Annotated in this window: 22 protein-coding genes and 2 pseudogenes; 12 read left to right on the plus strand and 12 right to left on the minus strand. The window is 70.6% G+C overall.

What is annotated here, in order from left to right:
* Positions 1 to 298 (plus strand): annotated as a pseudogene (locus QMZ92_RS18740) (IS701 family transposase); the annotation flags it as partial.
* 268 nt (positions 299 to 566) lie between these two features.
* Here QMZ92_RS18740 and QMZ92_RS18745 read toward each other — a convergent pair.
* Both QMZ92_RS18745 and QMZ92_RS18750 read right to left on the minus strand, forming a co-directional pair.
* Positions 567 to 1,016, minus strand: a complete 450-nt coding sequence (locus tag QMZ92_RS18745) for a hypothetical protein (protein ID WP_283298520.1) — start codon at positions 1,014 to 1,016, stop codon at positions 567 to 569.
* A 43-nt stretch (positions 1,017 to 1,059) separates the two neighbouring features.
* Positions 1,060 to 1,206 (minus strand): DUF4158 domain-containing protein, encoded by a 147-nt coding sequence (locus QMZ92_RS18750; RefSeq protein ID WP_283298521.1) that lies wholly within the window; start codon positions 1,204 to 1,206, stop codon positions 1,060 to 1,062.
* Positions 1,207 to 1,264: 58 nt separating this feature from the next.
* On the opposite strand from QMZ92_RS18750, the gene QMZ92_RS18755 reads away from it, so the two are divergent.
* The 3 genes from QMZ92_RS18755 (at position 1,265) to QMZ92_RS18765 (ending at position 3,710) form a co-directional block, all read left to right on the plus strand.
* Positions 1,265 to 1,600 carry a PadR family transcriptional regulator gene (locus tag QMZ92_RS18755; protein ID WP_283298522.1) on the plus strand — a complete coding sequence of 112 codons (336 nt, stop codon included), beginning with the start codon at positions 1,265 to 1,267 and terminating at the stop codon, positions 1,598 to 1,600.
* Between the two features lie 77 nt (positions 1,601 to 1,677).
* Complete coding sequence (locus QMZ92_RS18760) at positions 1,678 to 2,484, plus strand: hypothetical protein (RefSeq protein ID WP_283298523.1); 807 nt, start codon at positions 1,678 to 1,680, stop codon at positions 2,482 to 2,484.
* Between the two features lie 269 nt (positions 2,485 to 2,753).
* Positions 2,754 to 3,710 carry a DUF4184 family protein gene (locus tag QMZ92_RS18765; RefSeq protein WP_283298524.1) on the plus strand — a complete coding sequence of 319 codons (957 nt, stop codon included), beginning with the start codon at positions 2,754 to 2,756 and terminating at the stop codon, positions 3,708 to 3,710.
* A 396-nt stretch (positions 3,711 to 4,106) separates the two neighbouring features.
* Here QMZ92_RS18765 and QMZ92_RS18770 read toward each other — a convergent pair whose 3' ends face one another.
* The 5 genes from QMZ92_RS18770 to QMZ92_RS18790 form a co-directional block, all read right to left on the minus strand.
* Positions 4,107 to 5,030 carry a GNAT family N-acetyltransferase gene (locus QMZ92_RS18770; RefSeq protein ID WP_283298577.1) on the minus strand — a complete coding sequence of 308 codons (924 nt, stop codon included), beginning with the start codon at positions 5,028 to 5,030 and terminating at the stop codon, positions 4,107 to 4,109.
* 262 nt (positions 5,031 to 5,292) lie between these two features.
* Entirely contained in the window at positions 5,293 to 5,754 is a 462-nt protein-coding gene (locus tag QMZ92_RS18775) for a hypothetical protein (RefSeq protein ID WP_283298525.1), read from the minus strand.
* Positions 5,751 to 7,973 carry a site-specific integrase gene (locus tag QMZ92_RS18780; RefSeq protein WP_283298526.1) on the minus strand — a complete coding sequence of 741 codons (2,223 nt, stop codon included), beginning with the start codon at positions 7,971 to 7,973 and terminating at the stop codon, positions 5,751 to 5,753. The genes QMZ92_RS18775 and QMZ92_RS18780 overlap by 4 nt, the downstream gene beginning before the upstream one ends.
* Positions 7,970 to 9,697, minus strand: coding sequence for a hypothetical protein (locus QMZ92_RS18785; protein ID WP_283298527.1), 1,728 nt, complete (start codon positions 9,695 to 9,697; stop codon positions 7,970 to 7,972). Before QMZ92_RS18785 ends, QMZ92_RS18780 begins: the two co-directional genes overlap by 4 nt.
* 1 nt (position 9,698) lies before the next feature.
* A complete protein-coding gene (locus QMZ92_RS18790) occupies positions 9,699 to 11,171 on the minus strand; it encodes a site-specific integrase (RefSeq protein ID WP_283298528.1) in 1,473 nt (490 codons plus the stop codon).
* 171 nt (positions 11,172 to 11,342) lie between these two features.
* Between QMZ92_RS18790 and QMZ92_RS18795 the strand changes: the two are divergent.
* Positions 11,343 to 11,488 (plus strand): annotated as a pseudogene (locus QMZ92_RS18795) (thymidine kinase); the annotation flags it as partial.
* A 329-nt stretch (positions 11,489 to 11,817) separates the two neighbouring features.
* Here QMZ92_RS18795 and QMZ92_RS18800 read toward each other — a convergent pair.
* The gene (locus QMZ92_RS18800) at positions 11,818 to 12,597 is read right to left on the minus strand and encodes a VOC family protein (RefSeq protein ID WP_283298529.1); all 780 of its coding nucleotides are present in this window, start codon (positions 12,595 to 12,597) and stop codon (positions 11,818 to 11,820) included.
* Positions 12,598 to 12,838: 241 nt separating this feature from the next.
* On the opposite strand from QMZ92_RS18800, the gene QMZ92_RS18805 reads away from it, so the two are divergent.
* A complete protein-coding gene (locus QMZ92_RS18805; RefSeq protein ID WP_283298530.1) occupies positions 12,839 to 13,693 on the plus strand; it encodes a sulfurtransferase in 855 nt (284 codons plus the stop codon).
* Between the two features lie 208 nt (positions 13,694 to 13,901).
* Here QMZ92_RS18805 and sepH read toward each other — a convergent pair whose 3' ends face one another.
* Positions 13,902 to 14,966, minus strand: a complete 1,065-nt coding sequence (sepH, locus tag QMZ92_RS18810) for a septation protein SepH (protein WP_283298531.1) — start codon at positions 14,964 to 14,966, stop codon at positions 13,902 to 13,904.
* Positions 14,967 to 15,401: 435 nt separating this feature from the next.
* Between sepH and QMZ92_RS18815 the strand changes: the two genes are divergently transcribed.
* Positions 15,402 to 16,265: a hypothetical protein gene (locus tag QMZ92_RS18815; RefSeq protein ID WP_283298532.1), complete on the plus strand. Its 864-nt coding sequence runs from the start codon at positions 15,402 to 15,404 to the stop codon at positions 16,263 to 16,265.
* A 375-nt stretch (positions 16,266 to 16,640) separates the two neighbouring features.
* On the opposite strand, the gene QMZ92_RS18820 is transcribed toward QMZ92_RS18815, so the two are convergent.
* Together QMZ92_RS18820 and QMZ92_RS18825 are read right to left on the minus strand one after the other, a co-directional pair.
* The gene (locus tag QMZ92_RS18820) at positions 16,641 to 17,972 is read right to left on the minus strand and encodes a D-arabinono-1,4-lactone oxidase (protein ID WP_283298533.1); all 1,332 of its coding nucleotides are present in this window, start codon (positions 17,970 to 17,972) and stop codon (positions 16,641 to 16,643) included.
* A complete protein-coding gene (locus tag QMZ92_RS18825; RefSeq protein ID WP_283298534.1) occupies positions 17,929 to 19,173 on the minus strand; it encodes an MFS transporter in 1,245 nt (414 codons plus the stop codon). The genes QMZ92_RS18820 and QMZ92_RS18825 overlap by 44 nt, the downstream gene beginning before the upstream one ends.
* Positions 19,174 to 19,280: 107 nt before the next feature.
* Here QMZ92_RS18825 and QMZ92_RS18830 point away from each other — a divergent pair, with 107 nt between their 5' ends.
* Both QMZ92_RS18830 and QMZ92_RS18835 read left to right on the plus strand, forming a co-directional pair.
* Positions 19,281 to 20,423 carry a ferrochelatase gene (locus tag QMZ92_RS18830; RefSeq protein ID WP_283298535.1) on the plus strand — a complete coding sequence of 381 codons (1,143 nt, stop codon included), beginning with the start codon at positions 19,281 to 19,283 and terminating at the stop codon, positions 20,421 to 20,423.
* Positions 20,424 to 20,766: 343 nt separating this feature from the next.
* Positions 20,767 to 21,567, plus strand: a complete 801-nt coding sequence (locus tag QMZ92_RS18835; RefSeq protein WP_283298536.1) for an inositol monophosphatase family protein — start codon at positions 20,767 to 20,769, stop codon at positions 21,565 to 21,567.
* Positions 21,568 to 21,659: 92 nt separating this feature from the next.
* Here QMZ92_RS18835 and QMZ92_RS18840 read toward each other — a convergent pair whose 3' ends face one another.
* Positions 21,660 to 21,833, minus strand: a complete 174-nt coding sequence (locus tag QMZ92_RS18840) for a hypothetical protein (RefSeq protein WP_171052881.1) — start codon at positions 21,831 to 21,833, stop codon at positions 21,660 to 21,662.
* Positions 21,834 to 22,183: 350 nt separating this feature from the next.
* Between QMZ92_RS18840 and QMZ92_RS18845 the strand changes: the two genes are divergently transcribed.
* The 3 genes from QMZ92_RS18845 (at position 22,184) to QMZ92_RS18855 (ending at position 24,803) form a co-directional block, all read left to right on the plus strand.
* Positions 22,184 to 22,837 carry a response regulator transcription factor gene (locus QMZ92_RS18845; protein ID WP_138052671.1) on the plus strand — a complete coding sequence of 218 codons (654 nt, stop codon included), beginning with the start codon at positions 22,184 to 22,186 and terminating at the stop codon, positions 22,835 to 22,837.
* Between the two features lie 2 nt (positions 22,838 to 22,839).
* Positions 22,840 to 24,084, plus strand: a complete 1,245-nt coding sequence (locus QMZ92_RS18850; protein ID WP_283298537.1) for a sensor histidine kinase — start codon at positions 22,840 to 22,842, stop codon at positions 24,082 to 24,084.
* A gap of 422 nt (positions 24,085 to 24,506) precedes the next feature.
* The gene (locus tag QMZ92_RS18855) at positions 24,507 to 24,803 is read left to right on the plus strand and encodes a DUF4193 domain-containing protein (protein ID WP_017946571.1); all 297 of its coding nucleotides are present in this window, start codon (positions 24,507 to 24,509) and stop codon (positions 24,801 to 24,803) included.
* Position 24,804 lies beyond the last annotated feature (1 nt).

Genomic DNA, 24,804 nt, shown 5'->3' on the forward strand with positions numbered 1-24,804 from the left:
CCTGGCCCGCCGCAGCCTCACCCGCCCCGGGGAGATCGCCTACTACATCGCCTACGCACCCGCCGAGGCCACCCTCGACGATCTCATTCAGGTGGCCGGAGCCCGGTGGGCGATCGAGGAGTGCTTCCAGAGCGCGAAGCAGGAGTGTGGCCTGGACGACTACCAGGTCCGCCGCTACCCAGGCTGGCACCGGCACATCACCCTCGCCATGGCCGCCCACGCCTGCCTGACCGTCCTGCGGGCCGCCGAACTCGAGGCCGGGAAAGCAGAAACGGATCCTCCGGCCTCGTCCCCCTGAGTCTGCCGGAACTCAGACGCCTGATCACCCGCCTCGCTCCAGGGCCCCGACCAGCCGTCCTCCACGTCCTGCACTGGTCCACCTGGCGCCGCCGACGCCAGCACCAAGCCCGCATCTGTCACTACAAACGACGAGGCCACACCCCACCAGAACCCAAACCACCGTCACACCAAAGACCGTTGCAGTACTAGGCCATGAGACGCACGAGGAAAACATGGTCCTTCCCTCAGCTGGGTCCAATCCATCCTCGAAAGCATCTGCGGATGCTTCAGGCCCGAGTCCTGCAGGAGTCGCACCCGATGCCGGTGAACGCCTTGGCCGGGACTCCGACGGCGCGGACCTGCCCCAGCTTGGATATCTCGTCCAGCAGCGAGTTGAGGCTGACGTTGCCCGGATGCGCCTTGATGTCGGCCAGCACCGACTCGACATCGTCCTCGTCCGCCGTGTCGTCGCCGTCCACGGTCGCGCTGTCGCCCGGATCGGTGTCGTCGCCGGTCGGGCCGGTGAAGACCAGCGCGTCCAGCCGCGGCGTGCAGTCCTTCGCCCGGGCGAGCCGTGCGGCGACCTCGGCGACGGCCCGCTCGTCGGCCTGGTGCAACGCGGAACGGATGATCGTGTTGACCTGGGCCGCGGTGGGCGGCTCGATCAGGTCCACGCGCATCTGCCTCAGCAGCTCGGCCCGCACCTGCTCCTCACGGCGCTCGTCGTGCCAGATCACGTCCACCAGGTGCGAGACGAGCTTGACCAGGTCGGTCCTGGTGTCACTCGTGCCAGCCGGTCAAATCCCCCAGCTCGCTGCGGTGCCGCTTCGCGGCGCGCGAGGTGAAGTCGTAAAACCCCAGCTCGGACGTGGCGACGCCCACCTGCTTCGCGACGTGCTCGACCGCGTAGGGCGGCAGGTCGGGCATCTGCGGGTGCCGCATCTGCTGCCCGCCGAAGGTCCGTCGGGCGGAATACTCTGTCGGTATGAGCGAACGAGGAATGCAGGAGCTGGCCCTGCTGCTGCTGACGGCGCTGGCGAATGCCCCTCGGCACGGGTATGCCATCGCACAGGAGGTCAAGAACATCACCGACGGCCGAGTGGCGCCGCGTACCGGGGCGCTCTACGGGGCGCTGGACAGGCTGCTGGCGGAGGGTTTGATCCAAGTGGAGCGTGAGGAGGTGGTGGGCGGCCGGGCTCGTCGTGTCTTCGCTCTCGCTCCCGCCGGGCGGGAGCGGCTGGAGGCTGAGGCGGAGCGGCTGGCCGCGACCGCCCGGGAAGTCAGGCGGCGTCTGGCCGACGGTGCGGCGGCGCCGGCGTGAGTGATCTCCTCGTCCGTCTGTATCCGGCTGCGTACCGGGCTGCTCACGGGCAGGAAATCATCGATGTGCACCGGGAGATGACGTCAGACATGCCGCGGGCGGCTCGGCTGCGCGCGGACGCCGACCTGGTCGCGCACGCCCTGCGGGTTCGGCTGGGGCTTGACTCGGCGTCGCCTGCGGGGCGTTTCTTCGCCCTGGCTGCCCCGTTCGCACTGGCGGCCGGTGCGGTGGACAGCGGGCTGCAACTGACACGCTGGTACGCCGGGCTTGTTCTCTCGCCGGCCCCGGTACGGGTACAGCTCTTCGCCATGGATGGTGCGTGGAGCCTGTACATGCTGCTCTCACTGCTGGTGTGCGTCGGCGCGGTCATCGCCTTGACCGGCCGGTGGGGGCCGGGTGTGGGGATGGCCGTGTGCGGGCTGCTGGGGACGGCCGTGCAGTGGGCCGCTGGCACTCGCCTGTACGACGAGGGGGCCACCGCTCCGGTCGCGGCGTTGCTGACCGTCGCCGTCGTTCTCGCCTGCCCTTCGGATCGCCGCGGTGACAGGCGGCTGTCGGCGGCGGCCGGCGCCATGGCTGCCGCAGGGTGGTTTCCCGTCGTCGTCGTGAATGCAGGGACCTATACAGGGGCCTTCGGTGTGACCACGGACTACGGTGCCTGGCCGGTGCTGGTCCTCGCCTTCACTGGGGCCGTCCTCGCCCTCCGCGCGCGTTCCTCAGGTCTGCGTGAGATGGGCGCGATGGCCGTGGCCTCTCCGCCGCTGGTCGCCTACTCCTACGCGACTGCCTGGGGCGATCTCCGGCCCGTCCTCGGCACCCTTCTCCTGCTGTCGGTCGTGGCCGCGCTCACCGCGTTCTTCCAGGCAGTGCGCCGCCGACGCTGACCCCGCCTTTACTTTCCGGCCGCCCGCCAACGGGCGGCCGGCTTTGCCATGCCGACCATGTGTCTTGCCTGACGGCTTCCACGCTGGCAGCACACCGTGCCCAGCGCACGTTGCAATAGTCCGTTGAGATGAATACTCTCTCCGGTGTTCTATCCGGGAGTGCTGTCTGGGCCGGTCGTGCGATCTTGGGTGCCCGCAGCGAAAGGGCACCCGCAGCGCGACGTGCAGTGACCCCAGCCCGGTCCCTTCCGGACAGAGAAGATCATCAGTTGCCGTTCACCTTGTCCCACCCCGCAGCGGTGCTGCCGCTGATGCGTCGGCCCTTCGTTCCGGCGTACCTGGTCGCGGGCGCCGTGGCCCCCGACGTCCCGTACTTCCTGGACGTCCTCGGCGTGTCCGAGAACAGCCCCCAGGACTGGTACGGGCCACTCCTCAACGCCACGCAGACCCACTCGCTCGGTGTGGGCCCAGTGGTCGATCTGCTCCTTGCCATCGGTCTGGTCGCCGCCTACCGGATGCTGCGCGCGCCCATCACGGCACTGCTCCCGTCCGGCCTCCGCCTCCCGGAACCCGAGCGGACAACCGGCCTGCTGGCCAAGGCCCACCACGCCATGTGGCTCCTGGTCTCCGCCCTGATCGGTATCGCCTCCCACCTCGTGTGGGACTCCTTCACCCACGGCGACGGCTTCCTGGTCACCCACGTGCAGCCGCTGCGCGCCTCGGCCCTGGGCGGCTTGACGGTCGCCCGGCTGCTGCAGTACGCGAGCACCGCCTTCGGCCTGGCGGCCGTCGGCTGGCATCTTTGGCGGCGCCGGGACCGTCTGCGCACCCATGGCGGCACCGACACCGTTGCCTGCCTGGGTCCCGTCATGCGGTGGAGCGTGGTGACTCTGCTGGTTGCGGCACCCGTGCTGGGTGGCGCCGTCCACACCCGTGGCGACTTCAACGCCTACCGCTATGTGACCGAAGTGGACTACAGCCAACCGACTACCGTCGACCTGGGCGACGGTGCGATGGAGACCACCTATCCCTCCAAGACGGTCCAGGCTCCGTGGGGGACCCTCGCCGAAGGCGTGTTGACCGGGGCCGCCAAGAGAGCGGGCGCCTCGTTCACGGTGGCACTGCTGCTGTACTCCGCCACCTGGCAGATCGGCGCTATCTCGCGCCGGCCAGCGACGGCGTCCAGCCCCGACCCCTCACCGCAACCGACTCAGGACGGGAAGTGACGGCGCTCGGCAGACGGTTTCCGCGCCCTGACCGCCGAGGTGCCTGGTTCAGCCCCGGCGACGGGCAGCGGGGTCGTACCGCGCGACGTGCCGGGCGACAGCGTCGACGCCGGGCCGGGCGTACCGCTCCAGGGAACGGACGGAGGCGTGGCGGGAGCGTGCGAGCAGCATCGGGGTGGAGGTGCCGCCCTCGGCGTCGTGCGTGAGTGCGCTGTGACTTGTCTCCGCAGAGGCCGTGTGCGGTGAGGTCGTGTCGTCATTGAGCAGGTCCGCTGCCGGGACCTCTTTCGTGATGATGGGAACGGCACGTGTTGCATTCCGGCCTTGTTGATGTGGTGTAGATCACTCGACTGGGGGGCGGGGACGCCGTCTGCGGAGCCCCCGCCCAGTGCTCGATCAGCTCCAGGTCATGTTGATCTCACGCTCGAAATTGATGTATCCAGCGCGCCGGAAGGCGTTCGCCATCGGGATGTTGCCGAGGTCTGTGGACGCGCGGATGCGGGGGACGTGCTGCTCGGCGAGGATTCGGGTGCCCTCGGTGAGGATGTCGTCGATGTAGCCGTTGCCTCGGTGTGAGGGCAGGACCGCGATGTAGGCGATGATCGCGTTGTAGTCGTTGCGGGCCGGAATGACGAACCCCGCTGGCTCTCCATCGGGCAGTGTTGCGATGCGCCACCAGTCCCGCGGGCTGGTGTAACGCGCCAGCTCGTCCTCGTAGTGCCGGACGGCCGCTTCGTGTACGGACATCCGGGTCAGGTCGTCACGGCCATGTGCGTCCAAAGTCCCGTCCAGAACTGAGGACATCAGAGCCACGAGTTCCTCGCCATCGTGGACCGGCCGGAAGACGAGGCGCCCGTTGGGCTCGGGAACTGGCGATCCCGGACGCCATTCCAGGCGCAGTCGTTCGACGAAGAGCCGGGCACCGGTCCGTTCAAGTACCGTCATGCGGTCTTCGACGACTTGTCTCGTCACCGCGTTCTCACGCCAGTCCGGCGGGACGAAACGGCTGTACTCAGGGGGACGCGACCCGTTCGGGAGGGCAGCGGCCATCGCGGCGTGCAGAAGCCGCACCCCGATGTTCACGTGATCGGAGCCCGAGGCGCTGTCTTCGATGTCGAGGATGTCCAGGATGAGTGGTGCGTCGCCGGCTGATCGGCTCCACCAGGCCGCCCTGGCCAGCAGGCGGTCACCGCGCAGGGCGACCCACATCCACTCCGGACGTCGACGGCCGGCGGCAAGGTCGTCCGCCAGTTCCTCATTGAGGACGTAAGGCAGTTGGGAGAAAAGGTCGAGTTCTTCGCGCCCGGTGATCGGACGCATGGTCAGGTCGTTCGTTTTCACGGTCAAGGCACTCTCCGGTGAAGGCGCCCGTCCGCTCCGGGGTCAGACGTGGTCCGCACCCCGGGAGGACACAAGCGCGGTGATCATGGGGATCATGGGCTTATCCCTCCTCTCGCTGTCGTGGCCCCTCAACCCTCGTGGTGGGGGTCCAGCGGTAACGTCTATCCAACCGCAGCCCTCGTCTGCAAACCCTTTTCGATCACTCTGCTTCTGACAGCGCCGAACAACGAGCCCGGGGCTGTCAGCTGCAGGTTCCAATCACTGTGGTTCGAGGCGTGGGCAGGCGACTCACTGGGCTTGTCCCAGCGACGGACTTGCGAAGCCGGATGATCTCCTCGTGCTGGGCGGCGAGTTGGGCGAGGGCCTGGCTGCGGAAGTCCGTGAGCTCATCGATCGCCTGTTCCGACGCGGTCAGCCGTTCCCGGAACTTGGCGTTCTCCGCCTTGAGACGCATGATCTGGGCTTCGCGGGGGTCGGGGATCTCGCCAGCCTCGCGCATGGCGTTCAGGCGCCGTTCGAACTCGACGCGGAGGTGAGAGTAGGGGCGGGTGCCGTAGAAGGCGGTGCGGTCGACCGCCGCCTCGCTGGCGAGGGTCTTGATGTCGCACTTTCCGCCTGGCGGGATCTCGCCGCGCAGGAGGCGGTCCATGGCGGCCCGGATGCGGTTCTCGTTCTCGGTCCGCTGGGCTGCGGAGATTCTCATGCGGACTCCTCGTGGGCGATGGTGCTGGCGGCGTCGATCTCGGCGACGACTCGGAGGGCCCGGTCGTGATCTGCCTGGAGCCGGGTGCGTTCGGTCCTGCGTGTGGTGCCGAGCTGGCCGATGAACGTCTCGGTGCGTTCGGCGTACTCGGCCCAGACGGGCCGGTGGCAGGGATGATGGGTGGCCTGCGGGCAGCGGGCGGAGTCACACATCCCGATCAGCGGTTTGTCGGCGGTAGGAGTGCCGGCCAGCTTGAGGCAGAGTGCCCGGGACGGGTCGGTGAACCAGCAGTAGTTCGCCGGGCCGAGGTGGAGGACCTTGGCGCGTTTGGTCAGCAGGTTGAGCACGTCGCGGTCGTTGCGCTGGGTTTTCGGGGCCGCGGCTGAGACTGCGTCGAGCTGGGTGTCGATGCTGGCGAAGAACGCGGTGAGTTCGCGTGCTCCGGGGCCAGCGGGGAGGCTGCCCTGCTGGTAGTTGCGGAACTCGTCCAGGACGAGCTGGAGGTTGCGGTCGCTTTCGTGCTTGTTGACCTCGGCAAGCAGTTCTGCTTGCGCGCCGCCGGGGCGGGAGCTGTAGCCCTCGGTGGTCGCGACGGCGATGTGCTTGAGGTGGATCTTGGTCGCGAGGACGCCGCCGGGGCGGTAGGCCATCTCCAGCGCGAGGGTCCGTCGCAGGCGCCGCAGAGTGACCGGTCCGGTGGGGATCGGGGCCAGGCCGAGTCGTTGTCCGGCCTGGGAGTTGACCCAGTTCCGGAACCAGCGGTAGCGGACGTCGAAGGCGAACCGTCCCAGGAGTGTGGCGCCTTCGCGCGGGTCGGGGTGAAGCTGCTCGCTCAGCTCGACGGCGCGGTATGCGGGCTCGATGACCACCCACTCGTCGACGGTGCCACCAAGTTCCTGTCCTTTGATCACCTTGCTGACCAGCCGGTAACGGGTCAGGCCGGGGGCCGGTTCCTCCGGAGGACGGCGACAGCCGACCGTCAGCTCCATGAGCTCGCTGGAGCGCATCCCAGAAACCGCCGCCAGGACGATCACCGCGGCGGTGCGGACGACGCCGACCAGGGCGACCGCCTGAAGCCGGTGCAGCGGCAGCGTCCAGGGCACCGCCTCGTTGTCGTCCGCCGCCGCGACGCTGGCGGCGCTGCGGCCGAATTCCCTGTCCGCTCCGACCTTCGCCAGAGTCTCCTCCAGCGGCTCACGCAGGGTGGTCAGCCACCGTGGGCTGAACTGGCTGAGCCCGGCCCGGCGGGCGAGGAGGTCAAGAGAGACGTGCACCAGCGGATCATTGGCCGCCCAGCCCTTGGCGATTCGGTCGGCAACGTGGCGGTCCGGGAGCAAGGGAAGGGGATCGTTCGTCCTCTCGTGTTCGGCGAGCAACGCGGTGATCTTCGCCTCTGGGTGCTGGGTTGGGGGCTTGCGCCCATGACGGCTGCTGGCTTTGCGGGCATAGCGGACACCGATGCGATCAGCTTCCCGGATGTCTTCGGCGAGCGTGACCGCATGCGGGCCGAGGGCCGACAGCAGGTAGAGGGCGGCGGCCAGGACCGGCTGCAGCACGCTGTCCTCGACGGGCTGAGTCTTGTTCTCGTCCCGGCCGTTGGGCATCTCGGCGACGGCGGAGGCGGTGGCGCCTTTCCAGGGGACAAGATCGTCGCTGGGTCGGTCGGCGGTGAACAGTTCGCGGTAGTTGACCAGGTCGATGGGGACCAGGGCGGCGGCTCGCCGGACAGCCGGGCTCTGGCTGCCGACCACGGTGCCGTGCTCGTCGAGTACGTAGCGCCGGTGGGCCAGGTATGCCTCGCAGCACCTGGTATCCATCTGGGTGAGGGAGGAGGTGTGGCCCTGGTCGGCGAGCCAGTGGAAGAAGCCGCTGAGCTCGGCGAGTCGGCCTGCGCAGGTCCGCAGGTGCAATGCGGTGCGGTAGGCGCGGGGCAGGGGTGCGGCTGCCGGATGCCGGGGTGCCAGCAGCGCGAGTACGAGTTCCTTGGCGACCAGTCTCCATCTCGGGTCCGTGATCGCGGTGAAGTCGAAGCGCCGTTGGTGCAGCGGCATCTGTACTGGCAGTCCGATCACGTCGGTGAAATCCCACTGGTCGTCGTCGAAGATCGGTCGGCGGGTTCCGGCGGGCAGGTCGAAGCCCGCCTCTCGGCAGATGTCCGCGCCGGCGAAGGGAGACTCATCGCCCACGCTGTGAAAGGCCGCGGTGACAGCGGTGGTCATGCGGTCAGCTCCTCGGGTCGCAGAGGCAGTTCGTCGTCCTTGTCGCGGACGTGGGCGGCGGCTTCGGCCAGCAGGACGGGGTCGAAGCGGTCCAGGACTTGCTGAATGCGGGTGGCGTAGGGGCCGAAGACGGCCATGAAGTGGGCGGCGGGCATCTGCTGCCACTGCCTGGAGAAGAACGCCTTCAGTCGCAGCAGGTTCGCGGCATGCCGCGGGGCGAACACCGCCAGCGGGCAGAGCAGGCAGACCCAGGGGCGGGCCGGACACGGCTTGCCCTTGGGACCGTGCAGCCCGGACAGTTGGTCGCCGCAGGCGGCGGTGAATACATCCCGCTGCCCGCCGATCAACTCGGCGAGTGCGGTGTCGTCGAGCTCCATGGTGGCCACGACGTCGGGGTAGTCCTGGGCTAGGGCGGCGGCGTCCTCGTCGGTGAGGACGGTGGGCGGGTGAGCGCGTCTGAGCAGGTCGTGCTGGGCGTCCTCGACGATGGCCTCGACGGCCTTGCGCTGGGCCGGTGTGGTGGCGCTCAGGTAGTGGTCGCCCTCGACGGCCGGAGTGTGGTTCGGGTCGATGGTGGCCCGTGCGCTGCCTGTCCAGGTGCGCTTGTCGCGCATCGCGTGATGGGTGGTGCGGATCCGGGACCGGTGGATCTTCAGTGGTTTGCCCTCGGCGTCGAGGATGCCGTCCCGCCGAGCCCATGACTGCCGGGAGACGCTGGTGACCTTCCGTGCGGCCAGGGCGGGGTTTCCCGGCCGGGCCAGGCAGAGCCAGAGCCGTTCCCGGTCTCCGGGCGGCATGAAGCTCCGCAGTAGCGCGGAGTGGGCGAGCCACTGTTCCAGCAGGCGCACGGCCCGACGCGGGAGGTTCAGACTCTCGGCGGCGGTGCGGCCCTTGACGTAGGACAGCAGGATCGAGGTGTCGCCGGCCCAGTCGACGTCGCCGACACCGAGATCGTCGATGCCGTCGGGCACGATGCCGGAGTAGATGCCGAACAGCAGCCGGTAGGCGAGCGTCACGTCCAGGTGAGGGAAGACGCCCTGGACGGCGTCGTGGAAGGGGCCGACGCCGATGCGTTTGTGGAGGGCGTCGAAGGTCACACCGATAGCTCGGGCGAAATCGGGGGTGCCGATCGGGCCGGTCCGTGACAGCAGCCAGCAGAAGTTCTCCGCTGTCCACCCTGCTTCGGCGGGGTGCCGTCCCCGGGAGGCGGCGGCCAGTGCCTGGCGGTGGCCGGCGTACGACTCCTCGGTCAGCGTGCGGCAGACGCTGGTGAGCCGGTCCCACTCGGCCTCGTCGTAGGGCGGCAGGGGCTTGCGGTAGGGCTGCGGGTGGTAGTTCCTCCCCTTCGTGAGCTCCTCCACCCCCGGCACGAGCGTCCCCCCGGCCGCGGCGAAACCCAGGACCATGTGCCGGGTCAGGGCCTCACGTCCCCTGGAGGCGCCCATCCAGTACTCGGCGAGCACGCCACGGCTCAGCTGTCGGAGACTGCCGGAGAACCCGCGGTCCGCGAGGGTCCGCACCATGTGCCGGGCGGCGCTGGTGTAGTGCTGCATGCTGCCGGCGGCGTCCACGGTTCCGTGCGGGTGGACCAGCTCGGCCAGGCCGACGGCCAGGTCCCGGGCCAGCTGCGGGTTGGGCAGGCCGTCCAGGGAAAGCTTCGCGCGCCTGCCGTCGCTGAAGACGCAGTCCAGGCCAAGCGGTTCGTCGATGAGCGTGGCCGGCATCTCAGGCACCTCCGGCCACGACGTCGTCGGCGAATTCTGCCGCGGCCTCGCCTTCGGCCTCCGTGTCCTCGGTCAAGCCGGCCGCCGCCCCTGCGGCCTCGTATGCCTCCCGGTAGATGCGGGTGGTGTCCAGGCGGCGGAGGTACTTTTCCGTGACGAGTACGGTGCTGTGTCCAAGCAAGTCACGCAGGACCAGCAGCGGGTCGGCCTTGGAGAGGTAGAACACAAGAGCGGCGTCTGCGTCCGTCTCCGTCACGAGCCTCGCGGCCTGCCGATAGTGCCCGGTGACCAGGCATTCCAGCGTCCTCATCGAAAACGTATGACGGAGCCGATGAGGCCAGACGTGCGGGAAACGCGGCTCGAACCGGGCCCGGATCCGCTCCGATGTGCGCTCGAAAACCGTCGCCCAAGCGGTGAACGGACCGCCACCGTTCTTCACCGCCAACAGGCACGAACCCCCGTCCGGCGCGACCAGCCGCCGCCTCTCGGCCGGCGTCAGCGACGCCCACGGCCTGCGAACACCGTTGATCAGCCCGCCCCGGGCGTCCGGCTCGGACACCATCAGCGGCTCGCCCCACCGTCGCGGCGGCCGCCACCGTGCCCCCTCCGCCGTGGCCGCCCGGTCCAGCTCCAGATAGTCGTGCACCGCAGCGAGGACCTCGAAGGAGATCCAAGTGGTGCGGAACTTCCTTCCCTTGGTGATAGCGGCCGGCACCGAAAACGGGATCGGCACCGCGGTCGGCTCCGGCGGCAGGGCGGGGATCTCCCACGGCAGCAGGTAGGTGAACTCCTGCAGCCGCAGCCCCGTGGCCAGCGCCAGGTCCCCGATGGCAGCGTTCCGGGTCATCTCCCGGCCGTGGAACCCGGTGTCCTGCGAACCATCCGGGGCCAGCCCGCGCAGCCCCTTGCGGAACAACTCGGTGAAGTCCGGCTCCAGGTACTTGATCGTCACGTGCGGCTTCGGCGTGCGGCGCACCGCAAGGTTCACCTTGACCTCCCGGCCGGTCCCGGCGAACAGGGCCCGCGCTGCGCGGTAGGTGAACGGCTCCGCCGTCGCGTACCCCTCGTTCATCGCCCACCGGTAGAACAACGACAGGATGCTCATGTGCTGGCCCCACGTCGTCGCCGCGAACCGGGCCTTCAGCGGGCCCGCGGCCCGGTGCTCGGCGTACCGGCTCAGCCCGGCCTTCAACCGCTCCCGCGAGTCGAACAGACCCACTCCGTGTACGGCCAGGAACTCCATCCACTCCTTGAGGACCCGCGCGTAGTTCTCCCACGAACTCGGCGCTGGCGCCCCACTGGCCGGGAGCTCACACAGCCACCGGTTCACCACTGCCGCCGGGCGCGGCGCGGCCGGACCGTCCTCGAAGCGCAGGTCGTCGTCGACGAGCACAGGCATCCCCTCGGGGATCAACGGCCGATGCTCGACGTCCCAGGACTCCCAGCCTCGGGACGAGAAGAAGCTCAGGATCATGAGCGCCGACAGTAGAAACACCACACGGCTCAGCGCAAAGCCCAAACTCCCAGGCCACCAGCCCCGTTGAAGTCAATCGCCACACGAAAACTAAGCAGAGACAAAGTGCCGGAGCCGGTGCAGCGTCCAGCCGTCCAGGTCCTCAAAGTCCTCGGGTGAGGCGAGAGGGGGGTCGTCGTCGGCGACGTGAACCAGTCGCCCTGGACGAGATCGGCTACGAGGTGCTGTGCCGGCTGCATCACCGGCGGCGGGCGACCGCCGCCTCCGCGCGGGCCGCGGCGCTGTCGCCCGACGTGCTGCCCGTGGCCGCCGACTGAGAGCGGACGCCGGCGGCGCCTCCCGGCGGGGCCGGGAGGGGGGTACCCCGCCGGGGACGCGCACCACGGCATCGAGTGGAAGCGGGTCCGGGACGGGCGTACCCCAGCCGACCCGGGCACCACGGTGTCCGTCGGGGAGCGGGCTTCCCGGCGGCTCGCGACGCTGACGGGCTCCGCCGCGGTCCCGGCGTCAAGTGGCGGAGGCCGGCCTCCGGCTCCCACGGCAACGGGCTCCACGGCACGTAGACGGGTCTGGTCGAGGCGGGGTCGGCCGCGGCAACGCCCCCTCGGAAGAGGCGGGCTCGGCCCGTGACGGCCGGCCTCCCGGGTCAGTTACTCCGAGCGGTTCGCACGATGGTGAAGACCGCGCCCTCGGGGTCGGCCACCGTCGCCTGCCGGCCGCTTGTGCCCTCGTACGGTTGACGCACGACGTGGCCGCCGAGATCCACCACCGTGACCGCGATCGCGTCGGGGTCCTCGACCTCGAAGTAGGTCATCCAGTGCGAGCCCCTGTCGCGCGGCAGTGCGGGGCCCACCCCGTGGATCGAGGCCACCGGGCGGTCGTCCAGACGCAGCGTCAGCAGGCCGGTGCCGGCCGGGACCACGGGCTCGAGGTCGTAATCGAAGACCGACTCGTAGAACTTGCCGACCGCCGACGTCTCCCGTGTCATCAACTCGTTCCACACGGGCGTGCCGTGGGTGCCGAAGAGGGCGGTGCCCGTGTGCGCTGCGGCCTGCCAGGCGCCGAAGACCGCTCCCTCCGGGTCGGCGGCGATGACGAGCCGTCCCGCGTCCGCCGCGTCGAGCGGCCCGACCCCGATCGTGCCGCCGCACATCCTGATCCGCTCGGCGGTCTCGTCGATGTCGTCCGAGGCCATGTAGGGCGTCCACGCGATCGGCAGATGGCGGTCCGCCGGCAGCCGGCCGATGCCGGCCACCTCCCTGCCGTCGAGCAGCGCCCGCACGTACGGGCCGAGTTGCTGCGGCCCGGGGGCGAAGTCCCAGCCGAACAGCTCCCGGTAGAAGTCCTGCGTCGCGTCGATTCCGTGCACCATGAGGCTCACCCAGCAGGGCGTGCCGGGTCTGCGCCGAGTCGCCTCGGTCGTCATCGTCACTCTCTCCTCGGACCATCGTCGTCGTGGCCGTGCGGGGGACCGGTGGGCCGTCGTACGGGACGGCCCTCACCCCGTGCAGATGCTCGCACCACCGGGCGCGCCGCGCGTCACGGCCGCGCCGCTCTGCCCGGGGATCCCCCCGGGGAAGGATGCCCGTTCCCGCATCTTCCATCCTCGGTGCGGCCATTGACGTCGCTGCGCAAGGGCCCGCCGGCCCTTGCGCGAAGATGGCGTCATGAACCCCATCATCACCGCTACCGAACTCGTCGGCGAGTCAGCCGGTCAGCGGCCCCCGGTGCTGCTCGACGTCCGCTGGCAGCTCACCCTGGCCAAGGCCGCCGGTGCCGCACCCTTCGACGGCCGGGCCGCCTACGAGGCCGGTCACATCCCCGGGGCCGTGTACGTCGACCTCGACTCCGAACTGGCGGGACCGCCCGGACGGGGCGGGCGGCATCCGCTACCGGACACGGAGACCTTCGGCGCGGCGATGCGCCGCGCGGGCGTGTCGGGTGGCGCCCCGGTCGTCGTCTACGACGGGGGACAGGGCTGGGGCGCGGCGCGGGCGTGGTGGCTGCTGCGGTGGGCGGGACACCCGGACGTCCGTGTCCTGGACGGAGGTCTCGCGGCATGGGACGGCCCGTTGACCACGGACGTCACTCCCACGGCACCGGGGGACTTCACGCCCGTGCCCGGCGGTCTGCCGCTGCTCGACGCGGACGGTGCGGCGGCCCTCGCCCGGTCCGGACTCCTGCTGGACGCCCGGGCCGCCGAGCGCTACCGGGGCGACGTCGAGCCGATCGACCGGGTCGGCGGGCACATTCCCGGCGCCGTCTCGGCTCCGACGACGGAGAACGTCCCGAAGGGCGCCACCACCTTCCTGCCCCGCGAGGAGTTGGCCGCCCGCTTCAAGCGCCTGGGCGCCGAGGACGCTCGCGAGGTCGGTGTCTACTGCGGCTCCGGGGTCTCCGGCGCCCACGAGGTCCTGGCCCTGGCGATCGCCGGAATCCCGGCGGCGCTCTACGCCGGTTCCTGGTCGGAGTGGTCCTCCGATCCCACCCGGCCGGTCGCGACGGGCCCCGACCCGCAGTAGCGGGCAGGGGGCGGGCCGGCACCGGCGCCACGCGGGGCCGGCCGCTTCCGGGGCCCGCCGGCCGCGGCGAGGGCCGGAGCGCCGGGCGTGCATCCGTGCCCACGGAGGAGGCCCGCTCGGTGAGAACGTCGCCTGATGCGGCCCGGGGAACGGTGGAGGGCTCGTACGGAAACCCGTACGAGCCCTCCACCGCGATGGCCCGAAAGTGCTACTCCTGCTTCTTCCGGCGGGTGCCGAACACGATCTCGTCCCAGCTGGGCACCGCCGCCCGGCGGCCGGGGCGGACGCCGTCTGCCTCGGCCTGCCGGTCCGTGGTTCCGGTGAGGCGATCGCGGTGACCGGCGACCGACCGCGGCATCAGGACGTCCGCGTACGCCGAGCCGGCGCCGGCGGACGCCGCGGGGGCGGGGGGCTCCTCGGCCTCGGGTTCCTCGACGGGCTCGGCGGACGGTGTCTCCGGGGCCGGCCGCTCCGGCACCACGAGGTCGCCGCGGAAGCTCGGGACCGCCTCCAGCAGGCTGGTCAGTGAGTCCCGCTCGGTCTCGTCGGCCTCCGGCGCCGGAAGCTGCGCGGGGCGGTCCGGGACGCGGTCGAGCGGCCGGTCCCGGGGGAGCCGGGCGATGCGCGGTACGAACGGGAAGCTCGGCTCATGGGTGACGCCGATGGCGTCGTCCGTCTCCCCGATCAGCGCCCGGGCCTCGTCGTCGACGGCCTGGACCAGCCGGCGCGGCGGGTCGTACGTCCAGCTCGCCGAGTGCGGCTCTCCCGCCACCCGGTAGACCAGGAGCACTTCCCAGGTGCCGTCGTCGCGCCGCCAGGAGTCCCACTGGACGGTGTCCTTCTCGGCACCCCGCAGGAGCAGGCGCTCCTGCACGGCCTCGCCGAGCTGTGGGCCGGTGTTCTCCCCGGGGCGGCGGACGGGCGTCTTGCGCGCACGCTCCGCCATGAACGCGCGCTCAGCGAGGACGGGCCCCTCGAACCGGCGCACCCGTTCCACGGGAATGCCGGCGAGCTGGGCGACCTCCTCCGCGGACGCCCCTGCTCGTATACGCGCCTGGATGTCGCGCGGGCGGAGGTGGCTCTCGACCTCGATCTCGATCTGGCCGAGGCGCGCGCGGTCGTTGCGGACGGCGGCGCGCAGCCGTTCGTCAATCGGAAGCGTGTACTCCGTGCTGTCCGCAGCCTTCAGCACCAGTCGTGTGCCGTCGTTTGAGACGGCCACGACACGCAGTTCGGGCATGGGGACCTCCCGGGTGGTGCCTGCCGACGTCACGTGCGTCGCTGCTTCCGCTAGTCGAGTGTGGCCTGCCCGGGTGCAGCCTGCCACAACCTTGCCGAGTTGCCCGGCGTGTCGGGCATGGGCCCTGGACCGCCGTTATGGCACGGTTACCTGTTTGCAACGCAGGGTGACGAGCATCGTCACCCACTACAGCAGGCGACCGCACGGTGCCACGGCGCCGCCGGTTCGAGTGCCGCTTTCGGCCCCCTGTTCCCGGGGCCGCGCACCCGCGAGAGAGACCGGACCCAGGGCTCGTCACAGTACTCCATTCGGGCCATCGGGGTGGACCGGCGCGCCGCCGAACTTGTCGCGGAGGCCGCAAGTTCCTTTCCTCTACCCCGAATTCGGGGGTGGCAAGCTTCACAGAATCCGCATAATCGGAACTATTCGATTCGCCCATATGTCCCTTCTTGGTGCACGGTGGGAGAGATGGGTAAGCAGAGGTCGGATATGCATCACACGAGGGACGACGGCGCGGCGGAGCGGAAGGAGCGGCGACTGGACCTGAGCGTTCCGCAGGTCGCGGGCAGTGCCCTCGCGGCGGTCGCGGCGGCCGTCCTCGCCTCTCAACTCGGCGTCTACGGAACGATTCTGGGCGCCGGGGTGGTGAGTGTGGTGGCCACCTGCGGCGGCTCCCTCTTCCAGCACCTGTTCCGGCGAACCGGCGAACAGATCCGCGATGTCACGCAGCAGGCCGGCCCGAAGGACTCCCGGCCGCCCGCCGGTTCCTCGGCAACGGAGCCCCCCGCGTTCGGTGAGCCGTCCGGTCACGGGGAGTTCGGCGCGACGGCCACCCACGGCACCCGCGCCCGCGGCCGGAAACGGTCCTTGATCGCCGCCGCCGTCGCCTTCGCCGTCGCGATGCTCGGCATCACCGGGTACGAACTCGCGTCCGGCCGGGACCTCGGCGGCGGGCCGGGCACCACGGTGGGCACGGCCGTCCACGGCGGCGACCGGGTCGGCGGCGGGTCGCCTTCGTCGTCGAGTTCCCGCGGAGACCGGGACGACGGGCGGCAGGGGCAGCAGGGCGGCGGCCACGACGGCACCTCCGGAACGGACGACGGCTCCGGCGCGGGCGACCGGGGTGGGAGCGGCACCGAGGGCGCCGGTCGGGGCGGCTCCGGCTCCGCGTCGGGCTCCGCTCCGGGAGCGGACGGTGGTGAGGGGGGCGGGCCGTCCCCCGGGCCCTCCGCTTCCAGCGGTGGCGAGAGTCCGGCGGTGCAGCAGGACCCGACGCACTCCGCGCCCGTGCCGGCCGAGTCGCCGCGAGGTGCCGCGCCGGACGCCCCCTAGTGCTGTGACCGGAAGGGTTCACCGGCTCGCGACGCCCGGCACGGCACCTCGCGGCGTTGTCGGAGTCGCCCGAGTGCGCCCGGTACGAGGGCGATCCTCCGCCTTGCGATGCACCGCACCGTACGCCGCGAGCTTCCCGGCGAACCTTTCCGGCCACAGCACTAGGGCAGGCGCCGCGGAGCCCGATCGCAGGCCGGCGCCGTATCAGGCGACGTTCGCCCCTCGCGGCGCCCGGCACGGCGCCCCGCGGCGCTGCCGAATCGACCGAGCAGGCCCACCGCGAGGTCGATCCGGCGCCTTGCGATCCTGGTAAGGCCGGGAGACCCCGTGCACCGGACGCCGCTCCTTGACGGGCCAACCCTGCCTGGCGAGGCACTAGGCGCCCAGCACCCGCCGCAGATGGTCGTTGCCGAACACCCGGTCGGGATCCAGCCGGTCGCGCAGTGCCAGGAACTCGCCGAACCGCGGATACACGCTCTCGAAGTACTCCGCGTCGCGCGTGTGGATCTTGCCCCAGTGCGGCCGGCCGCCGTGCGCGGTCATGATCCGCTCCACCGCGGTGAAGTACGAGCGGTACGGCGTGCCCTTGTACATGTGCACGGCGATGTACGCGGTCTCGCGCCCGGACGCGGTGGACAGGGTGATGTCGTCGGCGGGTGCCGTCCGCACCTCCACGGGGAAGCTGATCCGCAGCGGCGAACGGTCGACCATGGCCTTCAGCTCGCGCAGCGCGGCGACCGCGGCCTCCCTCGGGAGCGCGTATTCCATCTCGACGAAGCGCACCCGGCGGGGACTTGTGAAGACCTTGTAAGGAATGTCCGTGTACGTACGGGCGGACAGTGCGCGGCTGGAGACCTTGGCGATCGCCGGAATCGTGGCCGGTATCGCACGTCCGAGTGAATTGACCACCTGGAACAGTCCGTTGGAGAGGAGCTCGTCCTCGATCCACCCGCTAACCGCTCCGGGCGGGGCGACGGGGCCGGAGCTGCGGTTGTTGCGTTTGGTGTTGCAGTTGCCCGTGTGCGGGAACCAGTAGAACTCGAAGTGCTCGTTCTCCGCGTGCAGCTCGTCGAACTCCGACGTCACCCGGTCGAAGGGCATCGGTTCCTCGCGGGCCGTCAACAGGAACATCGGCTCGACGGCGAAGGTGATCGCGCTGATCACGCCCAGTGCGCCGAGTCCGATCCTGGCCGCGGCGAAGAGCTCGCGCTCCTCCTCGGTCCCCTTCTCGGAGCAGGTCAGCAGCGAACCGTCCGCCGTGATCAGTTCGATCCCCCGGATCTGCGCGGCGATCGAGGCGGAGTCGCGGCCGGTGCCGTGCGTCCCGGTGCTGGTGGCTCCCGCGACCGTCTGCTCCATGATGTCGCCCATGTTCGTGAGCGACAGGTCCTCGCGGGCGAGCGCGGCGTTGAGCCGCTTCAGCGGGGTGCCGGCCTCGACGGTCACCGTCATCGCCGTACGGTCGATCTCCCGGATGCCGGTGAGGAGATCGGGCCGGACCAGCACGCCGTCCGTCGCGGCGATCGCGGTGAACGAATGGCCGGTGCCGACCGTCTTCACCCGCAGGCCGTCCTCCGCGGCGCGGCGCACGGTCTCGGCCAGTTCCTCCGCCGAGGCCGGAGTGACCTCCCGCCGCGGACGGGCGGCCACCGTGCCCGCCCAGTTATGCCACGCGTTCCTCGTCATGGTCCTGGATGTGCTCGTCATCCCGCCCCTCCCGCGTCGGCACCGGCCTGCGCAGCCGGCGGTACCCCGAGAACGCGACCACGACCGCGAGCGCTCCCGCCACCGCGGGCACCGCGTACGCGGCACCGGCCCCGTACTCGTCCACCACCCATCCGGAGGCCGACAAGCCGAGCGAGACGCCGACCGCGAGCCCGGTACCGGTCCAGGTCATGCCCTCGGTCAGCTTGGTGCGCGGTACGTGCGTTTCGACGAGGGCCATGGTCGTCACCATGGTGGGCGCGATGGCCAGGCCCGCGACAAAGAGCGCCACGGCCAGGACCACCAAGTTCCCGGCCAGTTGGAGGGGGATCATACTCACGGCCATCGCGCACACGCCCAGTACCCACCTGCGGGCCGGCGCCCCCTTCAGGTGCAGTAGTCCGAAGACCGCTCCGGCCAGGCAGGAGCCCAGCGCGTAGACCGCCAGGACCAGGCTGGCCGCGGCCTTGCTGCCCTGCTCCTCGGCGAAGGCCACCGTCACCACGTCGATCGAGCCGAAGATGGCGCCCGTCGCGACGAAGGTCACGACCAGCACCCGCAGGCCGGGGGAGCGCAGCGCGGAACCGCCGCTCTCGGACGTGCGCGGGTGCGGCACGGGCTCGGTCGCGCGCTGCGCCGTGAGCCAGAGCACGCCGACCACCAGGAAGGCGGTGGCCAGCAGCGGGCCCGCCTCGGGGAACCAGACCGTGGACAGCCCGATGGAGATGATCGGGCCGACGATGAAGCACACCTCGTCGACGATCGACTCGAAGGCGTACGCGGTGTGCAGTTCGCGGGGCGAACCGTGGTAGATCGCCGCCCAGCGGGACCGCGTCATCGCGCCGACGGCAGGAATGCAGCCGGCACAGGCGGTGAACGCGAACAGCATCCAGTTCGGCGCCCCTTGCTGGGCGCAGACGAGAAGTCCTCCCACCGCGGCGACCGAGATCAGCAGGGCGGGGCGCAGCACCCTTCTCTGCCCGTGCCGGTCGACCAGCCGGGAGACCTGGGGGCCGAGCACCGCCGCCGACAGCGCCAGGGTCGCGGAGAGCCAGCCGGCGAGGCTGTAGCGCCCCGTCAGCTGGGAGACCATGGCCACGATGCCGACGCCCATCATGGACAGCGGCATGCGCCCGAAGAAGCCCGCGGCGGAGAACGCCAGGGTGCCGGGGGCCGCGAATATGGCGCGGTAGGGACTGGGCAAGACGGCGCTCCGTAAGGAATGTGAGTGGCCGGTACAGCTTACTGGTGAGGCAACCCTTACTCCAGTGCGGTTTTCCCGCTGTCCGAGGCTGGTGGGAGGATCGCACCATGGCCGAACAGCACGACCCCGCACCGCGCGACCCCGCCCCCTACGACGCCCTGCTGCTGCTCTCCTTCGGCGGTCCCGAGGGGCCGGACGACGTGGTCCCGTTCCTGGAGAACGTGACACGCGGCCGCGGCATCCCCAGGGAACGCCTCGAGGAAGTCGGTCAGCACTACTTCCTCTTCGGCGGGGTCAGCCCGATCAACGACCAGAACCGGGCGCTGCTGGAGGCGCTCCGCAATGACTTCGCCGGCGCCGACCTCGATCTGCCGGTCTACTGGGGAAACCGGAACTGGGCGCCGTACCTGACGGACACCCTCCGCGAGATGGTCCTCGACGGGCGCCGACGGGTGGCCGTGCTCGCCACCAGCGCGTACGCCTCGTACTCGGGCTGCCGGCAGTACCGGGAGAACCTCGCGGACGCGCTCGCCGCGCTGGAGGCGGAGGGACTGCCGCTGCCGCGCGTCGACAAGCTGAGGCACTACTTCAACCACCCCGGTTTCATCGCCCCGATGGTGGAGGGCGTGCTCGCCTCGCTCGCCGACCTGCCCGAGGACGTCCGGGCGGGCGCGCACCTGGCGTTCACCACCCACTCGATCCCGGACGCGGCCGCGGACAGTTCGGGTCCGGTCGCCGAGCACGGCGACGGCGGGGCGTACGTGAAGCAGCACCTCGACGTGGCGCGGGTGATCGTCGACGCGATCAGGGAGGAGACCGGCACCGACCACCCCTGGAGGCTCGTGTACCAGTCGCGCAGCGGCGCCCCGCACATCCCCTGGCTGGAGCCGGACATCTGCGACCACCTGGAGGAGTTGCACGGCGAGGGGGTCCCGGCGGCCGTGATGGTGCCGATCGGCTTCGTGTCGGACCACATGGAGGTCCTGTACGACCTGGACACGGAGGCCACGGCCAAGGCCGCGGAACTGGGGTTCGCGGTCCGTCGGTCGGCGACGGTCGGGGCGGACCCGCGTTTCGCGGCGGCGGTCCGCGACCTGCTCCTGGAGCGCGCGGCGACCGAACGGGGGAAGGTGGTGGAGCGGTGCGCGCTCGGTGCGCTCGGTCCGTCCCACGACCTCTGCCCGATCGGATGCTGCCCCGCGAGGTCGGAGCGCCCCGCGGCGGCCGGCGCGGACAGCCCTTACGCCTAGTGCTGTGACCGGAAGGGTTCACCGGCTCGCGACGCCCGGCACGGCACCTCGCGGTGTTGTCGGAGTCGCCCGAGTACGCCCGGTGCGAGGGCGATCCTCCGCCTTGCGATGCACCGCACCGTACGACGCGAGCTTCCCGGCGAACCTACCGGCCACAGCACTAGCGCGTGTTTCGAAAGCCCCGTCTGGGCGGGCGGGCGGACGACGCTGCTTTCGAAACCCGCCCCAGTGCCGCGGACCTCGGACGTACGGACGGAGAGCCGCCGTACGGACGGACGGGGACGTGCGGTCGCTGCCCGCCCGTCCCGGCACATGACACAGCCACTCACCCTGGAGCCGTTCCGTGACCGACCCTCTGCTCGACGAACTGCTGTCCCTCGCGCTGGAGGCCGCGCGCCGGGCGGGTGAGCTGCTGCGGGACGGCAGGCCCGACGACCTCGCCGTCGCCGCGACCAAGTCCAGCCCGATCGACGTCGTGACCGAGATGGACATCTCCGCCGAGAAGCTGATCACCGGCTTCCTCACCGGTGCCCGGCCGGACGACGGCTTCCTCGGTGAGGAGGGGGCCTCCACGGAGGGCACGAGCGGTGTCCGCTGGGTCGTGGACCCGCTCGACGGCACCGTGAACTACCTCTACGGCCTGCCGACGTGGGCCGTGTCCATCGCGGCCGAGCGGGACGGAGAGACCGTCGTCGGCGTCGTCGAGGTGCCGATGCGCGGTGAGACGTACCGGGCCGTGCGCGGGCGCGGCGCCTTCTGCGGCGACCGCCCGCTCCGGTGCCGGCCCGCACCCCCGCTGGACCAGGCGCTGGTCTCGACGGGGTTCAACTACGTCCAGTCCGTGCGCCGTCACCAGGCGGAGGTGGCACGGCAGCTGATCCCGCGCTTCCGTGACATCCGGCGTGGCGGCTCGGCCGCGGTGGACCTCTGCGACGTCGCCGCCGGCCGTCTGGACGGCTACTACGAGCGGGGCCTGCACCCCTGGGACCTCGCGGCGGGCGATCTCGTCGCCCGCGAGGCGGGGGCCCTCACCGGGTCCCGCCCGGGAGAACCGCCGAACCGCGATCTGGCCGTCGCGGCGTCGCCCGGTGTCTTCACCCCGCTCCAGCGCCTGCTCGACGAACTGGGCGCCTGGCACGACTGAGCGCGCCCGGCGGCCGTTCACGGTGCCGGCACGGGTCCGCACATGCGTGAGGGTCCGGTGCCGTCCCACGGCACCGGACCCTCACGGGCCGGTCAGGCGCTGACGGCGCCGAACTTCACGCCGTGCTCCGCCGCGAGACGGTGCAGGTCCTCCAGCTCGGCCTGCTCGACCTCCGCCAGGAAGTCGTCGCCGTCCTCACGGGCCCGCGTGAGGTCGGTCTCCGTGGCCTTGATGCGCTGCAGAAGACCTGCGGTGAATGCGTCCATGGTCGCGCCCCCTCGTCGTGGGTCGGTGGCGGGTGGTGGATCACGCGCACCCTCTGGGGGACAGAGAGACGGGGTGTGGCATGCCACATACACGGCGTGATCGCGGGGTGTGCACTCGTCCTCCCCACGGCCATCCTCAGGGAAACCTCAACTCCACAGGGAACCGCGTGAATTCCCTGTGCACTCCTGGTGTCCCTGGGGTGCGTCTTCTCCGTCTTACGGCCGGTTTACGCGCGTAAGGGGCAGGATGGAGACACAACGAACCATCATTCGACCACCGACCTGCCCGAGGTCACCGCCGACCTGCCCCGGTCACGGTACCGGGCGGTCACACAGGAAGGACCAGCCTCGTGCGCGTACTCGTCGTCGAGGACGAGCAGCTGCTCGCCGATGCGGTGGCCACCGGACTGCGCCGGGAGGCCATGGCGGTCGACGTCGTGTACGACGGCGCCGCCGCCCTCGAACGCATCGGCGTCAACGACTACGACGTGGTCGTCCTCGACCGGGACCTCCCCTTCGTCCACGGCGACGACGTCTGCCGCAAGATCGTCGAACTCGGCATGCCCACGCGCGTCCTGATGCTGACCGCCTCCGGCGACGTCAGCGACCGCGTGGAAGGACTGGAGCTCGGGGCGGACGACTACCTGCCCAAGCCCTTCGCGTTCACCGAGCTCACCGCGCGTGTGCGCGCGCTGGGCCGGCGGACGACCGTGCCGCTGCCGCCCGTCCTGGAGCGTGCGGGGATCAAGCTCGACCCCAACCGGCGAGAGGTGTTCCGCGAGGGCCGGGAGATCCAGCTCGCCCCCAAGGAGTTCGCCGTGCTGGAGGTCCTCATGCGCAGCGAGGGCGCGGTCGTCTCGGCCGAACAATTGCTCGAGAAGGCATGGGACGAGAACACGGACCCGTTCACCAACGTCGTCCGGGTCACCGTCATGACCCTGCGCCGCAAGCTCGGGGAGCCCCCGGTGATCGTCACCGTCCCGGGCTCCGGCTACCGGATCTGAGCGTGGCGACGGCACCCGCGCCCCCCACGGCGCCCCCCAAGCCCACCTGGGACCCGAGAGAGCCCGTCGGGCCGCTGCTGCGCCCCACCATCCGGATAAGGCTCACCCTGCTGTACGGCGGAATGTTCCTGATCGCGGGCATCCTGCTGCTGTCGATCATCTATCTGCTGACGGCCCAGGCGCTGCACGACGGGATCCGCCAGTCCGTCGAGGTCGGCGCGCCGCCGGGTGCGAACGTCACGATCACCAGCCCCACGTGCCCCCGTATCAACGACCTGGTCGACAACGGCCAGCGGAACGCGGCGCTGAAGCTGTGCATCGCCGAGCAGCGCCAGCACGCCCTCGACGAACTCCTGACCCGCTCCCTCTTCGCGCTCCTCGGCCTCAGTGTGATCGCGTTCGCCTTCGGCTACGCCATGGCCGGCCGTGTCCTGTCCCCGCTCGGCAAGATCACCCGCACCGCCCGCCGGGTCGTCGGCACGGACCTCTCGCGGCGCATCGAGCTGGAGGGCCCCGACGACGAGCTGAAGGAGCTCGCGGACACGTTCGACGAGATGCTGGAGCGTTTGGAGAGGGCCTTCTCCGCACAGCAGCGGTTCGTCGCCAACGCCTCGCACGAGCTGCGCACGCCTCTGGCGATCAACCGGACCCTGCTGGAGGTGCACCTCTCCGACCCGGGTGCGCCTCCCGAGCTGCAGCAGCTCGGGAAGACCCTGCTCGCCACCAACGAGCGGAGCGAGCAACTCGTGGAGGGGCTGCTGCTGCTCGCCCGCAGCGAGAACCAGATCGTGGAGCGCAAGCCCGTCGACCTGGCCGAGGTCGCCGGCCACGCCGTGGACCAGACGAGGGCGGAGGCCGAGGCCAAGGGCGTCGAGATCCGCGGGGAGCGAGTCCCCGCGGTCGTCCAGGGCAACGGCGTGCTGCTGGAGCGGATCGCCCTGAACCTCGTGCAGAACGCGGTGCGGTACAACCTCGCGGGCGGCGGCTGGGTCGAGGTCACCACCGAGGTCCAGCACGGCCAGGCGGTGCTGGTGGTGACGAACACCGGGCCGGTGGTGCCCGCGTACGAGATCGACAACATCTTCGAGCCATTCCGGCGGCTCCGCCAGGAGCGCACCGGCAGTGACAAGGGGGTCGGACTTGGCCTGTCGATCGCGCGGTCCGTCGCGAGGGCCCACGGTGGCCGTATCATCGCGGAGCCGCGCGAGGGCGGCGGCCTCGTCATGCGCGTCACCCTGCCGCTCTGAGGACATGCTCCAGGGCCGCGTATGACACCGAAGGGCCGCCGAGGGAGACGCCGCTGTTCGCTTTGCGCGGAATTTTCGGGACCCGCACCCGGAGATTCGCTGTGTGATCGATCACAGAGGCGAAATTCCGGCCATGTACTCTCCGTCGTCAAAATTCCTGCGGAACGCCGGGAAAGTCCGGGTTTCCGGGGGTCGGGATGACGGGAAGTACACGGGGTGGCGCCCGTGAAGTGCGACATTAGGACCGTGTACGGTCCTGATCGCCATCCAAGCTGATCACTCATGAGGGGTCGGGTTGGGTGTCGATTGAGTAACAGACCTTGATGTGAGGCAAAATCTCCGCCTCAGGTCGGGCACAAGTCCGGCCTCTCACGCGTTACGTGCGCTGGAGACACCGCAAACACCCAGAGGGGGAGAGCGACATGGCTACGGATTACGACACCCCACGCAAGACCGACGACGACATCGATTCCGACAGCCTCGAAGAGCTGAAGGCGCGCCGGAACGACAAGACGACCTCCACGGTCGACGTCGACGAGTTCGAGGCCGCAGAGGGCCTGGAGCTGCCCGGAGCGGACCTCTCGAACGAGGAACTGGCCGTCCGGGTGCTGCCCAAGCAGGCGGACGAGTTCACCTGCATGAGCTGCTTCCTGGTCCACCACCGCAGCCAGCTGGCCCGAGAGAAGAACGGCCAGCCGATCTGCCGCGACTGCGACTGAG

Source organism: Streptomyces sp. HNM0645, assembly GCF_030056615.1.
Taxonomy (GTDB): Bacteria; Actinomycetota; Actinomycetes; order Streptomycetales; family Streptomycetaceae; genus Streptomyces; species Streptomyces marianii.

Bases quoted from the DNA above. Each gene is read 5' to 3' on its own strand.
- QMZ92_RS18750 (WP_283298521.1), bottom strand. From the start codon at position 1,206: ATGCCCGACCTGCCGCCCTACGCGGTCGAGCACGTCGCGAAGCAGGTG.
- QMZ92_RS18755 (WP_283298522.1), top strand. From the start codon at position 1,265: ATGAGCGAACGAGGAATGCAGGAGCTGGCCCTGCTGCTGCTGACGGCG.
- QMZ92_RS18760 (WP_283298523.1), top strand. From the start codon at position 1,678: ATGACGTCAGACATGCCGCGGGCGGCTCGGCTGCGCGCGGACGCCGAC.
- QMZ92_RS18770 (WP_283298577.1), bottom strand. From the start codon at position 5,030: ATGCGTCCGATCACCGGGCGCGAAGAACTCGACCTTTTCTCCCAACTG.
- QMZ92_RS18775 (WP_283298525.1), bottom strand. From the start codon at position 5,754: ATGAGAATCTCCGCAGCCCAGCGGACCGAGAACGAGAACCGCATCCGG.
- QMZ92_RS18780 (WP_283298526.1), bottom strand. From the start codon at position 7,973: ATGACCACCGCTGTCACCGCGGCCTTTCACAGCGTGGGCGATGAGTCT.
- QMZ92_RS18785 (WP_283298527.1), bottom strand. From the start codon at position 9,697: ATGCCGGCCACGCTCATCGACGAACCGCTTGGCCTGGACTGCGTCTTC.
- QMZ92_RS18790 (WP_283298528.1), bottom strand. From the start codon at position 11,171: ATGATCCTGAGCTTCTTCTCGTCCCGAGGCTGGGAGTCCTGGGACGTC.
- QMZ92_RS18800 (WP_283298529.1), bottom strand. From the start codon at position 12,597: ATGACGACCGAGGCGACTCGGCGCAGACCCGGCACGCCCTGCTGGGTG.
- QMZ92_RS18805 (WP_283298530.1), top strand. From the start codon at position 12,839: ATGAACCCCATCATCACCGCTACCGAACTCGTCGGCGAGTCAGCCGGT.
- QMZ92_RS18815 (WP_283298532.1), top strand. From the start codon at position 15,402: ATGGGTAAGCAGAGGTCGGATATGCATCACACGAGGGACGACGGCGCG.
- QMZ92_RS18820 (WP_283298533.1), bottom strand. From the start codon at position 17,972: ATGACGAGCACATCCAGGACCATGACGAGGAACGCGTGGCATAACTGG.
- QMZ92_RS18830 (WP_283298535.1), top strand. From the start codon at position 19,281: ATGGCCGAACAGCACGACCCCGCACCGCGCGACCCCGCCCCCTACGAC.
- QMZ92_RS18840 (WP_171052881.1), bottom strand. From the start codon at position 21,833: ATGGACGCATTCACCGCAGGTCTTCTGCAGCGCATCAAGGCCACGGAG.
- QMZ92_RS18855 (WP_017946571.1), top strand. From the start codon at position 24,507: ATGGCTACGGATTACGACACCCCACGCAAGACCGACGACGACATCGAT.